The following is a 13253-nucleotide window of genomic DNA, read 5'->3' as shown; positions in this document are numbered from 1 at the left end:
TGACGCCTGTGGACGAGCCCTGCGGCGATCTGCGCGCGCGGGGCAGGCTCGAAGACATGACGGGCACCGCCCGTCGTGCTGGATCACCTGCTCGGGTGCGCCGGCCAACCGTTCGCGTGGGCGCTCGACCGTGCCCTGTCACCCACCCGCCGTCCTCGGTATCCGTCCCATCCGCGTCACCCACCCACAGGAGCCTCTCGTGTCCGACACCGTCATCACGCCGCGTCCCCACGTCGCCGAGCGCCGCGCCCTGCGTCACCTCGTGCTGAACGACCTCGACGACACCTCGCTGCACGCCCTCACCGACCCCGAACCCGGTTCCGGTGCCCCCGCCCACGACGCAGGCTGGCGCGACCTCGTCGCCGCCGTCACCCACCGCCCGCGACGCACGACGCGCACCCTCGTCACCGGTCCTGCGGCGCTCGAACGAGCCGTCCTCGACGTCGTCGCCCCGCTGTGCGACGGGGCCGGGGTGTGGGACGGCCGCGCGAGTGCATCCGCGCCCGATCTGCTCATCGGGGCGCTGCCGTGGCGTTACGAAGAACTGGGTGACGTCCCCGATCTGCCCGGCCCGCTGACCGGCCCGGCGCCAGCCGTCCTGCCGCTCGCGTTCACGGCTCGCACCGTCACCGTCGGCCCCGTCGCTGGCGCAGGCGGCGCGTGCGCCGGGTGCGTCAACCCGGCCTATTCGAGCGGGACGCGGCGCCCAGACGCCGCCCTCAGCCCCGCCCTGTTCGCCTTCGCCGCGGGTGCGGCCGGGTTGTTCGTCCGGGCGTTCGCGGCGGGCAACGTCACGGCCTGCTCGATCAGTCTCACCTTCGACATGGCCGCGCCGCACGTCGAGCACCGCCTGTGGTCGTGCACCCCGACATGCCGAGACGCTGCCTGAGCAGCAGCTCGGGCAGCGTGTCGGGTGCATCGGTACCCCGGGTCATCGCGCGCTTCGGGGCGGGCGGTAGCGCTCACGCGGCGTTCTTGCGCGGACGCCCACGCGGGCGCTTGCGCGGCACGACGACGCCGCGTTCGAACAGCTCACCGCCCCACACGCCCCATGGCTCCTGACGCTCCTTCGCGCCCGCGAGGCACAGCTGCGCCGCGGGGCAGGTGGCGCAGAGCGCCTTGGCGAACTCGACGTCCGCCGGGGACTGCGCGAACCACAGCTCGGGGTCAGCGGTGGCGCACGGCGTGTCGACGTCACCGCCCGCCAGGGGTATCAGGGCGTCGGATATCAGGTCTTCGAACATTGCAGTCATGTCGGTCTCTCGCTCTTGCTCCGGAAAGGATGTGGGCCCCGGTGTCGGGGAGTTTCTGGTGGGGGCCCTGAGCCTCGTTCGCGAAGACGCTCGATGCTGGATCGGTTCGTCACACGAAAGAAGCCGCGGACCCGGGTTCGGATCTCGCGGCTTTCGCTGACGTTCGCAGGTGGCTAGACCACCTGCGCCGTGCAGGAGAGCGGGAAGAACCGAGGGGTGTGGGGGCGACGCTCGGCGCGGAACGGCACGCCCACCTCGCGGAAGATGTGGCGGGCTTCAGAGCCATTGATGCCGGCGGCGCGCAGCCCGGAGCCGATGACGGTCTGGGCAGACGTCTCCCCCGAAAGATCGAGGAGGAACGCCTGAGCGCTCGGGCGCAGGCAAGCACGCAGGGAGGCGGCGTACGTCGTCATCGTCGTGATGATGTCCATGAGGCACCTCCTGGGTCGGCGGTTCGCGTCGGGCGAACTCGGTTCGTTCGTGCGGATCGTTCGCGGCGCACCCAAGGCGCGGCGCGAAGTGGTCTCAGGCTAGCGGCGCCCGCGAGAAGGGAGCAACCGAATTATCGAGAAAGTTCTTCGGCGGCTTCTCAGGCCGGGTCGAAGTCGCCGAACTGCGACGGCTTCTCGACCTCGTCGAGCGGTTTCGCGCCGCCCAGGACGGCGAGGACGGACGCGCCGTACTTGGAGATCTTGGTGTTGCCGACCCCCGCGATGGCGCGCAGGCCGGCGGGGTTCGCCGGCAGCGTCTCGGCGATGGCGACGAGCGTCGCGTCGGTGAAGACGACGAACGCCGGTACCTTGTCTCGCTTCGCGACCGCGGCGCGCCATTCGCGCAGCGCCTCGAACTGGGCCTCGTCATAGGTCGCAGGGCATTCGGTGCAGCGGCCGATCTTGCGCTCGGGCGCGGAGTACAGATCCTTGCCGCAGGTGCGGCACTTCGCCGTCGAGCGCTTGGGGGCGGGCGCGGCGCGCTTCGTCTTCGTCGCCGCGACGACGGCGCCGTCGAGCGAGTCGCCCAGCCCGTCGAGGAAGCGTGACGGGTTGCGCGACGCCCGGCCACCTTCGTGGCGGCTGCGCGAGTAGCTGAGCTGCAGGAAACGGCGCGCACGCGTGATGCCGACGTACATGAGACGCCGCTCCTCCTCGATCGCCTCGGGCGCACTCGCCATCATGATGGGCAGCAGCCCGTCGCTCGCGCCGACGAAGAACACCGCGTCCCACTCGAGTCCCTTGGCCGCGTGCAGCGACGCGAGCGTCACGCCCTCGACCTTCGGCGCGTGCTGCTCGGACGCACGTCGGTCGAGCTCGGCGACGAAGTCGCGCAACCGCGCGCCGGGGACGGTGCGGGCGACGTCCTTGCTCAGTTCCGCGAGGGACTGCAGCGACTCCCACCGTTCACGGCTCGCCCCCGCCGCGGGCGCCTGCTGCGACCAGCCGGCGCCGCTCAGGACGTCGGCGACGACGTCGGGCAACGGTTTCGAGCCGTCGTCGCTGCGGGCCGCGCCGCGCATGAGCAGGACGGCCTTGCGCACCTCGTCGCGGTGGAAGAAGCGTTCACCGCCGCGTATCTGGTAGGGAACGCCGGCGTCGGCGAGCGCCGTCTCGAAGGCCTCGGACTGCGCGTTGGTGCGATACAGGACGGCGATGCCGCTGGCCTTCACGCCGTCGGCGAGGAGCCGCTTGATCTCCTTCGCGACGCCCCGCGCCTCCGCCGGATCGTCGGGGTAGGTGACGAGCTTCGGCGTGACGCCCCCCTCGCGCTGCGCCTGGAGCGTCACGCTGCCGAACGCCTGATCGGCGCGCTTCATCACGTCGTTGGCGAGGCGGACGATGGGCGGGTCGGAGCGGTAGTTGCGCACGAGCTCGACCTTCGCGGCACCCTCGAAGCGCTGGGCGAAGGTGCGCAGATGCCGCGGCGAGGCGCCGGTGAACGAGTAGATCGTCTGCGCCGGGTCACCGACGACGCACAGATCCTTGCGCTCACCGACCCACAGCGACAGCAGGTACTGCTGGACGGTGTTGACGTCCTGGTACTCGTCGACGACGAAGTGGCGGTACTGATCGCGCACCTGACGGGCGATGTCCTCGCGCTCGGCGAGGATGCCGGCGGCCAGGAGCAGGACGTCTTCGAAGTCGATGACGCCGCGCGCGGACTTGACGTCCTCGTAGGCATCGAGCAGTCGCGCCATCGCCGTGACGTCGAGATCGGCGGGCTGACGGCCGGCGCGCCGTGCTGCGGCCGGGTAGGTCTCCGGGGTGAGCATCGAGACCTTGGCCCACTCGACCTCACCGGCGAGGTCGCGCAGTCCGGTGCGATCGACCTGCAGACGCAGCCGCCCCGCCGCCTCGCCGACGAGGCTGCCCTTCGTCCCGACGACCTCCGGCGCGCCCCCACCGATCGCCTGCGGCCAGAAGTAGCGTAGTTGGCTCAGCGCCGCGGCGTGGAAGGTGCGTGCCACGACCTGCGGGACGCCCAACTCGCGAAGGCGCGTGCGCATCTCGCCCGCAGCACGCGCGGTGAACGTCACCGCCAGCGTGCGCTGACCGACGAGAGCGCCCGAGTGCACGCCGTACGCGATGCGGTGCGTGATGGCGCGCGTCTTGCCCGTGCCCGCGCCGGCGAGGACGACCATCGGGCCGAGCGGGTTCGCCGCGACCTCCCGCTGCTGCGGGTCCAGACCCGCGAGCACCGAATCGGCGTCATGCTCGTTCACTGCTCAGGTACTCCTCGAAATGGTCGTTCGTCGCGATGCGGGTGGGCGGGTTGGTCGGTCGGATCGTGCGCCACCGTCACGGGAGCGGCTCACCGTACCAATGCTCGATGAGAGCGCGCGCGATCGACAGGCGCCCCGGCAGCGCGAGGGAACCGTCGGCGAGGCCCTGACGGACGTCGGCGCGCGAGTACCACCCGATCTCCTCGATCTCGCCCTCCTGAGCGCGCAGCGGTGTCGTCACCGCACGCGCGATGCAGCCGATCATGAGGGAGGCGGGAAAGGGCCACGGCTGGCTGCCGAGATAGCGCACGTCGGTGACCTCGACGCCGGACTCCTCGAACGTCTCGCGCGCCACGGCCTGCTCGAACGACTCCCCTGGCTCGACGAAACCCGCGAGCACCGAACGGTGCGGGCCCTTCCAGCGTGGGCCGCGGGCGAGCAGGAGGCGCGAGTCGTCGGGGTCGGACTCGTCGACGATCGCCATGATGACGGCCGGGTCGGTGCGCGGGAAGTGATGCGAACCGTCCGCTTCGCAGCGACGCACCCAGCCCGCCTCGACGACGATGGTGGGCGCCCCGCAGCGCGGGCAGTGCGTGTGCGTCGCATGCCACTGGGCCAACGCGACGGCCGCGGTGACGCAGGCGAGGTCGTCGCCCGACAGTTCGAGCCCGATGTCGCGCAGGGTGCGCCACGACGGCGCGTCGTCGCCGTCATCCTCCGAAGTCGTGGCGGTAGCCGCGTTGCCAGGGCGCTCCCCCGTCGGCGCAGGGACCGGTGCGTCGTCCTGCGGGCGAAGCACGGCGAGCGCGGGGCCGTGGGACGTCTGACCGAGGTAGAGGACGACACCGCCGGTGTCGAACCACTGCCGATCCTCGGCCTGTGGTGCGCGCCAGAGCAGCTGGGTGCGCCGTTGCGGCACCGAGGCGCCGCGCACGTCGAGGACCCGCGTCGTCGCGACGGCGAGCAGCCGCTCGATGAGATCCGGTTCGGAGCGCCGCAGCGCATCACGGTCGACGACGGCGTCGCCGAGGACGAGATCGGGCAAAGGTCGCGTGGCGTCGGGCATGCCTCCCAGGCTAGACGCCACCTCCGACATACGGTGTGGGGGTGATGCGCTCGCCCCTGCTCCTCGCCGCCCTCGCCGACGCCGCCGTGCCCGGAATCCGCCCCATCAAGGTCGAAGGCCTGCCCGTGCCGGCCGGCGACCTCTACCAGAGTGCCCACATCACGGGCGCCGACGGCCGGGTCTGGCTCGTCCGCTCCGCGCTGACTGGAGCCGCAGGCGCCGAACTCGCCGCATCCGACGCCCTCGTGCAATTGCTCACGCGACGCGTCGACTTCGACGTGCCCCGCGTCGAGGGCTCCGCCCGCCCGAAGGAGGGATCGGCCGTCGCCGTCTACGCGCGCCCCCGCGGCAGGGCGCTCGACTGGCGCCACCTCGCCGGACGCTCCGCCGCGGCGCGTGCCCTCGGCCAGGCGCTCGCGCACCTGCACGGCGTCGACCCGCGCGTCGTCGAGGAGGCCGGCCTCGCCACCTACGACGCCGACACCTACCGTCAGCGTCTGCGCGCCGACGTCGATCGCGCCGCCGCGACGTCCCGGGTGCCGTCGGCCCTCATCGCCCGCTGGCGCGAGGCCCTTGACACGCCGGCGTTGTGGCGCTTCTCGACGACGGTGACGCACGGGCCGCTGCGCGGCGCCGACGTCCATGTCGACGAGGGTGAGGTGAGCGCCATCAGCGGCTGGGAGCATGCCGGCGTCGCCGACCCCGCGCGCGACTTCGCGCTGCTGTGGAACTCTGCGCCGCAGCAGGCGTTCGACACCGTGTTCGAGGCCTACGCCGCCGAACGCGCCGAGAGGCCCGACCCGAACCTGGAGCGCCGCGTCCGCCTCATGGGCGAGATGGAACTCGCGTACGCGCTGCTCGCAAGCCGCACGATGGGCGACGACGCGCGCGTCGAGCGTCACGCCGCGGCGCTCGAGGAACTCGCCTTCGAGGTGGAGGGCGACTCGAGTCTCCTGCCGCCGGCGCGCCGTGCGGGCACGGCGCCGATCGACCTCGTCCCCCCGCTCGACCCCGCCGACATCGAGGTCGTCGACGCCGAGGTCGGCGAGGAGGACGCCACCGTCGAGATCCCCGTGCGCCTGGCCCCGGAGCGAGAGGACCGCTCCGAGCACGCGGGCGCCACGCGCGTCGATGGCGACGCCGCGCGCACCCGACTGCCTCACGGCTCGTCCGAGGAGCCCGCGGCCTCGAGCGACGACTCGGCAGGCGCCGTCGCCGACGAATCGTCCGGCGGGAACGCGAGATCCCGCTGACCGCTCGGGCCGCACCCGCGGGACGCCCCGCCTCCGCGACCCGAGCGCGACAAGCACCGCCGTCAGCCCCCGACCGACCCGAGAAGCTCCTCGAGGTCGCGCTGCGACGCAACGCCGGGGCGATACGTCTCCCCCGTGGCGGCGTAGAAGAACGCGGCGTCGACGTCCTCGGGATCCAGGCCGCGCAGGCGCGCGTAACCGAGGGCGTAGGCGGCGAGCTGCAGCGAGCGATGACGCAGGGTCGGCCCCGCCGGCTTGGCTCCGGTCTTCCAGTCGACGACCGTGAACCCGCCGCCGTCACGCGCGAAGACGGCGTCGATGCGGCCGCGCACCGCGTACCCGGCGACGACGGTCTCGAGGGCGACCTCGACGTCGACCGGTACCCGATCCGCCCACTCGCTGGCCAGGAAGTTGGTCTGCAGCACGGGCAGCATCTCGTCGGCGGCCACGTCCTCGTCACCGAAGCCAGGCAGTTCGTCGAGGTCGACTAGGGCCGCAGCACCGTAGTGCCGCTCCACCCAGGCGTGGAACGCCGTACCGCGCCGCGCCGCCACCGCCGGTTCACTCGGCATCGGGCGCCGTAGGCGCCGCGCGAACAGGTCCTTGTCGCTCGCGAGTGCGACGAGCTGGGAGGCGGACAGGTGCGAGGGCAGCACGACGTCGCTGCGCAGCCGGGTGCGTTCGCGCTGTCGTTCGGCCAGGAGCAGCTCCATCTCCTGCTCCCTGTCCTCGATCGTCCCCTCCAACCCGAGCGCCAGTTGCCCGGCCGGCTCGAGGGCCTCCCCGTTCTGCAGCCGGGTGCGCAGCGCGCGCACCTGGTCCGCGGCAGGGACGAGGTGGGCGCGTTGGTCGGCCATCGCGTCGAGCGGCCACGTCGCCGTCAGGACGTCGGCGTCGAGCGGGTTGCTCGGGCGCTCGCCGTCGACCTGCGTCGGAGGCATCTGCTCCCAGTGCAGACGCTCGATGCTCGCGCCGAGATCGGGTTCCTCGAGCAGTTCGGTGAGGAAACGAGACGTCTCGCGCGGGGTCGTGCCGCTCGCGTACCAGATCGGAGCGGTGAGCAACATGGTGCTGCGCGCGCGGGTGAAGGCCACGTACGCAAGGCGGCGTTCTTCCGTCACCGCGTGCTTAAGGCCCTGCTCGCAGAACTCGGTGAACCGGTCGGCCAGCTCGTCGGAATCCTCCGCACCCGTGACGGCGAGGGCGGGCAGCCCCTCCCTGTCACCGCGCAGATCGTAGGGGATCGACTGAAGACCACTGAGCCAGCCGCGCGCCTTGTGCGGCTTGTACTGCCACTGCTCGCCCTCGGCCCGCGTCGAACCGCCGAGGCTCGGAAAGACCCCTTCGACGAGGCCGGGCACGACGACGACGTCCCACTCGAGCCCCTTCGCGGCGTGCACGGTGAGCACCTGAACCGCATGCGGGTTGACCTCGATGGCGGGCATCTCCAGGCCGCGTTCCTCCTGCCGGGCCGCGTCGAGCCACTCGAGGAACCCCCCGAGCGTCGGACGTTGGGCCTGGACCGAGAACGTCCCCGCGATGTCGGCGAAGGCGTCGAGGTGGGCCCGGGCGCTCGACGGGTCGTACCCCGGGCGGGCAAGCACCTCGATGTCGAGACCGAGCACGCGTTCGGCCTCCCCGACGAAGTCGGCGAGCGGCAGCCCGGAGAGCAACCGGAGGCGTTGCACCGACGTGTGGAACCCCCGCAGCCGCTCACGGGCGACGTCGGAGAGGTACTCGCCGTCGCGCCCACGCCATGACGCGTCGGGCAGTTCGCCGATCGCCTCGACGAGGCTCACCTCGTCCCGCGTGTCCTGCGCGAGGTCGCGCTCGGCCCGCGCACCGCGCCTGGCCGCCTCCCCATCAGGCCCGGGTTCAGGCTCAGACGGCGCGCCCTCGCCCGCGTCGGATTCGCTGCTCGCCGGTTCGGCGCTGCCGCCCTCGGCGCGCTCCTCGGTGGCTGCCGCGGCGTCGTCCTCGTGTCGCTGGTGCAACTCCTTGGCCCACGACCCGAGCGCTGCGATGTCGGCCGCACCGAGACGCATCGCCGGGGAGGTGAGCAGGCGCATGAGATGGTCGCCGCGGCTCGGGTCGTCGACCACCCACAGCATCGAGACGAGATCGACGATCTCGGGGGTCTGCAGCAGGCCACCGAGCCCGACGGCCTCCGCGGGGACGCCCGCGTCGTGGAGGGCATCCAGCATCGGCACGAACTGAGATCGCTTGCGGCACAGCACCGCAGCGGTTCGGGGTGCCTCGCCCGGACGCAGCGGACGGCGTCGTTCGGCCACCCACTGCGCGACGGCGCGTGCCTCGTCCGCCTCCGTCAGGTAGCGGGCGGCGGCCAGGGCGCCGGGGCCTGCGTCGGGGCGGGGGCGCAACGTCGCCACGGGCACGCGCGAGGCCCTGTTCAGCGGCGCGGCGGTGACGTTGGCCGCGTCGAGGACGGCGGCGTCGTTGCGCCACGACGTCGCGAGCGAGGCGACGGGCGTGAGGTCGGATCCCGGTAGGGCGAAGGAGCGACGGAATGCCGACAGGGTCGTCGCGCTCGCGCCGCGCCAGCCGAAGATCGACTGGTGGGGATCCCCCACCGCCACGACGCCCGGACGCTGCTGCGTCTCCCCGGCGGCGAAGACGGCTGCGAGGAAGGCGATCTGCGCTGAGCTCGTGTCCTGGAACTCGTCGAGCAGCACCATGCGATAGCGCGCCCGTTCGATCGAACCGATGGCCGGGAAGTGGTCGGCGAGTTCGGCGGCGAACGCGATCTGGTCGGAGAAGTCGAGCGCCGACCTGTCCTTCTTCAGCGATTGATACCGCTCGATGAGCGGCAGGATCTGCTGGTGGCCCTTCGCCTTCGCCGTGAGCGCCTTGCCCGCGTCCCCGAGGGAACGCTTTCGCGGCGCGAACGGGATCGCGTCGAGCGAGCCGAGGAGGGAGTCGTAGTAGGCGCGCAGCTCGTCGACGCTGCGCCGATGCTCGCTCAGTTCACCCGCGGTCGCGAGGACGGCCGCCGTCACGCTCGGCAGCTTGACGGTGACCTGCGACATGTCGCCGTCCCACCCACTCGCGACCTCGTGCGCGAACTGCCACGCGGCGGCCTCCGACAGCATCCGCGCATCCGGCTCGATGCCGAGGCGCAGACCGTGCTCACCGACGATGCGCCCCGCGTACGCGTTGTACGTCGAGATCGTGGGGCTCTCGCCGAGGCTCGGCGTGCCGTCCGGATCATCGGGCGGGCTCCACAGGCCACTCGCCTCGAGCATGCGCAGGCGCTGGTTGACGCGTTCGGCGAGCTCACCGGCGGCCTTGCGGGTGAAGGTGAGGCCGAGGATCTCCTGCGGGCGCACCAAGCCGTTCGCCACGAGCCACACGACGCGCGAGGCCATCGTGTCCGTCTTGCCCGAGCCGGCTCCCGCCACGACGAGCAGCGGCTCCAGCGGCGCCTCGATGACGGCGACCTGCTCGGGTGTGTGGTGATAGCGCTCCAGCGCGTCGGCGATGGCGTCCGCGCTCAGACGAGCGGGGCGATCCTTCGCCTCGGAGCCCTGTGGCCCCGACGGGTCGCTGGTTGCTGGGGTGAGGTCGTCGGTCACAGCGTTCGGCCTTCCGGCTGGATGGGGCAGGAGCTCTTGACGGGGCACATCGTGCAGTTCGGGTTGGCGGCGGCGACGAAGGTGGCGGCGCCCATGCCGTCAGCCGTGCGTTGCATGAGGTCGAACGCCCACCCGCGGGTGCCGACGATCGGTTCGTCGACCGCCCCGGGCTCGCCGTCACTCGCGGCGTCCTCGTCGGCGACGAGGGGCGGCTGGGCCTGGACGCGAGCGGTGCTGTTCGCGCCGGTGCCGGCGGCCTGGCCGAGCTGCACGAGAGCAGCCCCGGCGCTGGGACGCCCCGGGCCGAACGCGTCTGCCTCGAGCGCGGCCTGGTAGGCGGCGAGCTGCGGGTGCGCTGCGACTTCCTCGTCCTTCGGTTTCGAGCTGCCCGTCTTGTAGTCGATGACGCGCAGCCCGCGCTCGGGGTGGTGCTCGAGACGGTCGATCGAGCCGGAGATCTTGGCTCGCCCGACGATCGCGGAGAACCGTCGTTCGGCGGCCTCGCCGGCCCATCCCGTGGCCGCCGCGTCGCCGAGGTAGCCCTGCAGCTTCTTCACCATGCTCTGAGCGCGCGCCTTCTCGCCGCGCGACACCCACGAGTCGCCGAGGCCGAGACGCGGCCACCGCTTCTCGAGCGCCTCGTCCATGAGAGCGGGTTCGTCGGCGAACTCCTCGGCGAGTTCGTGCACGAGCGTGCCGATCGTGCTCGCCCCGACCGACGGGCCGAAACCACCGTTGGTCGTGAGGAGCCAGTTGAGACCGCAGCGGTGGAATCCCTCGATCTTCGACGGGCTGACCCGCACCCACTCCTGCGGCGGGCGGACCGGCCTGTCGTCGCTGCGGCTGACGAGGGCCCACCACTGCTCGGGGTCGGCGCCCGGCACGTCGTGCTCGGCGAGGCGCGCCAGACGGCGGGCGCCCTCGTCACGGACGGCCTCGTCCTGGTCGGCGAGCATGCGTCGGGCCTCGGCGACGAGCCCGGCGAGGGTCATCGGCCGGGCGACGGGGGTGAACTCTCGCATCGCGTCGGCCGCAGCGCCCGGCGCGAGCGGGTCGACGATGTCGAGGTAGACGCTCGGTTGCTCGTCCTCGTCACGCACGGCCGTCACGACGACGTGCTCGCGCGCCCGGCTCATCGCCATCGCGAACTGCCGCGTCTCGTCGTGCCGGACGGCGGCCTGCCGCGCGGGCAGCGAGCGCCCGCGACCGCTGAGGATGTCGACGAGATCCTCCGAGCCGAGCACCGAACCGCGCAATCGCAGGTCGGGCCAGACGCCCTCCTGGACGCCCGCGACGACGACCGTGTGCCACTCGCCGCCCGCCGAGCCGGCTGCGGTGACGAGCGCGACGGCGTCTTCGTCGGGGGCTGCGGCGACGAGGCGGTCGCCCGGCACGTCCTGGCTGCGGACGTGGTCGAGGAAGTCAGCCACGCCCGCGCCGGGCAGCCGCTCGACGAACTGTGCAGCCGCTGCGAAGAGCGCGAGCAGCGCATCGAGGTCACGGTCGGCGCGGGTTCCGGAGATTCCCCCGGCCAACGCGTTCGCCTCCCACGCCTCGGCGAGGCCGCTGGCCTGCCACATCTGCCACAGCACGTGCTCGGCGTCGTCGTGGGGCGGAGCGGCCTTCAGCGCGGCCGCCCCTGCCGCGAGAACACGTGACACCCGGCGCGCAGGCGCCGCTTCGGGGCCGAGGGAGACGAGCAGCGCCGGTTCGAGCAGGCAGGCGCCGAGCAGCTCGTCGGAGACGCGGTTGCCGCCGGCGGCCAGTTCCTCACGGCGCAGCGAACGTCGCAGTCGTCGCAGCACGACCGGGTCGGCTCCGCCGAGCGGCGAGGTGAGCAGGTCGAGGGCGAGGTCGGCACTGACGCCCGCCCGCGAGGCATCGGCGTCGCCGTCGACCGGGGCCTGTTCCGAGCCACGCGTCCGGCTCGTCACGATCTCGAGGGCGTGCAGGAACGGCCGCACGGCGGGTTCGTCGCGCAGGGCCAAGGACGCCGGAGGGACGGCCACGGGCACCTTGGCCGCGTTGAGGGCGCGCCGCAGCGCCGACGTTCCGGCAGCGGCTCGCACGATGACGGCCATGTCCTTCCACGCCACCCCGTCCTTGAGGTGTGCTCGACGCAGCACCCCCGCGATGTGGGCGGCTTCCTGCGCGCCGCTGCGCAGCAGCGCGACGTCGACGCCCCCACCGGGGCGCGTGACGACGCTGCGGTGCGCGATGCCGTCGACGCTGCCGATGCGCGCGGTGACGCGTTCGACCACCTCCGCGAGCCTTCGGGGCTGACGGTGGCCGTAGCCGAGCACGAACCGTCGACTCGCGCCGTGCTGTGCCGCGACCTGCTCGAGGTAGCGCGGGTCGGCGCCGCGGAAGGCCTGCACCGTGACGTCGGGGTTGCCGAGCAGGACGAGCCGCTGACCCGGGCCGACGAGTTCGGTGAGGAAACCGACGGACGCGCGCGTGAGTTCCTGCGCGTCGTCGATGACGACGAGTCTCAGCTGGGCGCGCACCCGCTCGCGCAGCGTCTCGTTCTCGCGCAACGCCTGCGCCGCCGCACCGAGGATCCAGGCCGGGTCGAACGCTCCCGGACGTGACAGGGCGGTGACGTCGTCGTACTCGTCGAGGACGTCCGCGGCCGCGATCCACTCGTCGCGCCCGTGCTCGGCGCCGAGCCGGCGCAGGTGGTCGCTGCTGACGTCCCACTCCACCGCGCGCATGATGAGGTCGCGCAGTTCGTTGCGGAACCCGCGCGTCGTCAGCGCCTCCGCCAGATCCTCGGGCCAGGCAGGCGCCGCGCCGAGGCCGAGGCGGTGGCCTTCGAGCAGTTCCTTGAGCACGACGTCCTGCTCCGGACCGGCGAGCAGGCGCGGCGCCGGCAGGTCGTCCATCGCGGCGCGCATGCGCAGGATGCCGAACGCGAGCGCCTGCGGGGTGCGCGCGATCGGCTCGCTCGAGGTGCCGCCCACGCGGGTCGTGACGCGGGCGCGCAACGCCCCGGCTGCCACGCGCGTCGGTGAGAGCAGGACGCACTCATCGGGACGCGCACCACCCTCCACGGCCTGCGCGACGAGTTCGACGGCGAGCGTCGTCTTGCCCGTGCCGGGCGCGCCGACGACGTGGAGCACCCGATCGTCGGCCTCGAGCACGGCCTGTTGCGCAGGATCGAGATCGAGCGGCGCCGCCGCTTCGGTCTGCGTCGCGCCACGCAGCGCCGGGGTGAGACGCGTCGGATCGACGCTCGCCACGACGCCCTCGACCACGCTCGGCGGCAGCGCAGCGATCGGCAGGGCGGCCTCGCCCTGGACGGGCGCGCCGGCCGGCGTCTGCGCCGTCAAACCCTCGTGATTCGTCATGATGTCATCCCAGCACAGCGCG

The 13253-nt window shown here is 72.6% G+C and carries 8 protein-coding genes; 2 read left to right on the top strand and 6 right to left on the bottom strand.

Going from position 1 to position 13253, the window contains the following annotated elements; translation table 11 throughout:
* Nucleotides 1-199 precede the first annotated feature (199 nt).
* On the top strand, nt 200-889 hold the full coding sequence (locus AX669_RS05500; RefSeq protein WP_050786405.1) for a hypothetical protein: 690 nt from the start codon (nt 200-202) through the stop codon (nt 887-889).
* Between the two features lie 73 nt (nt 890-962).
* On the opposite strand, the gene AX669_RS05495 is transcribed toward AX669_RS05500, so the two are convergent.
* From AX669_RS05495 to nudC, 4 genes are all read right to left on the bottom strand, one after another.
* Nucleotides 963-1244, bottom strand: a complete 282-nt coding sequence (locus tag AX669_RS05495) for a WhiB family transcriptional regulator (RefSeq protein WP_006943409.1) — start codon at nt 1242-1244, stop codon at nt 963-965.
* A gap of 182 nt (nt 1245-1426) precedes the next feature.
* The gene (locus AX669_RS05490; RefSeq protein WP_062257101.1) at nt 1427-1684 is read right to left on the bottom strand and encodes a hypothetical protein; all 258 of its coding nucleotides are present in this window, start codon (nt 1682-1684) and stop codon (nt 1427-1429) included.
* A gap of 158 nt (nt 1685-1842) precedes the next feature.
* Entirely contained in the window at nt 1843-3969 is a 2127-nt protein-coding gene (locus AX669_RS05485) for an ATP-dependent DNA helicase UvrD2 (RefSeq protein WP_062257099.1), read from the bottom strand.
* A 76-nt stretch (nt 3970-4045) separates the two neighbouring features.
* Complete coding sequence (gene nudC, locus AX669_RS05480) at nt 4046-5035, bottom strand: NAD(+) diphosphatase (protein ID WP_006943437.1); 990 nt, start codon at nt 5033-5035, stop codon at nt 4046-4048.
* A gap of 44 nt (nt 5036-5079) precedes the next feature.
* Between nudC and AX669_RS05475 the strand changes: the two genes are divergently transcribed.
* Entirely contained in the window at nt 5080-6288 is a 1209-nt protein-coding gene (locus AX669_RS05475) for a phosphotransferase (RefSeq protein WP_231729439.1), read from the top strand.
* A gap of 62 nt (nt 6289-6350) precedes the next feature.
* On the opposite strand, the gene AX669_RS05470 is transcribed toward AX669_RS05475, so the two are convergent.
* Together AX669_RS05470 and AX669_RS05465 are read right to left on the bottom strand one after the other, a co-directional pair.
* Entirely contained in the window at nt 6351-9881 is a 3531-nt protein-coding gene (locus AX669_RS05470; RefSeq protein WP_082740612.1) for an ATP-dependent DNA helicase, read from the bottom strand.
* Entirely contained in the window at nt 9878-13231 is a 3354-nt protein-coding gene (locus tag AX669_RS05465; RefSeq protein ID WP_062257097.1) for an ATP-dependent DNA helicase, read from the bottom strand. The genes AX669_RS05470 and AX669_RS05465 overlap by 4 nt, the downstream gene beginning before the upstream one ends.
* Nucleotides 13232-13253: the final 22 nt, after the last annotated feature.

Origin of the sequence: Dermacoccus sp. CCH2-D9 (assembly GCF_001556795.1) — a bacterium.
GTDB lineage: Bacteria > Actinomycetota > Actinomycetes > Actinomycetales > Dermatophilaceae > Dermacoccus > Dermacoccus nishinomiyaensis.
Note: the sequence above shows the minus strand (reverse complement) of the source record. Positions and strands in the feature narration are given on the sequence as shown.

What these genes read in the sequence shown, in the direction of transcription:
- AX669_RS05495 (WP_006943409.1), bottom strand. Translation starts at nt 1,244, where the DNA reads ATGTTCGAAGACCTGATATCCGACGCCCTGATACCCCTGGCGGGCGGT.
- AX669_RS05490 (WP_062257101.1), bottom strand. Translation starts at nt 1,684, where the DNA reads ATGGACATCATCACGACGATGACGACGTACGCCGCCTCCCTGCGTGCT.
- nudC (WP_006943437.1), bottom strand. Translation starts at nt 5,035, where the DNA reads ATGCCCGACGCCACGCGACCTTTGCCCGATCTCGTCCTCGGCGACGCC.
- AX669_RS05475 (WP_231729439.1), top strand. Translation starts at nt 5,080, where the DNA reads ATGCGCTCGCCCCTGCTCCTCGCCGCCCTCGCCGACGCCGCCGTGCCC.
- AX669_RS05465 (WP_062257097.1), bottom strand. Translation starts at nt 13,231, where the DNA reads ATGACGAATCACGAGGGTTTGACGGCGCAGACGCCGGCCGGCGCGCCC.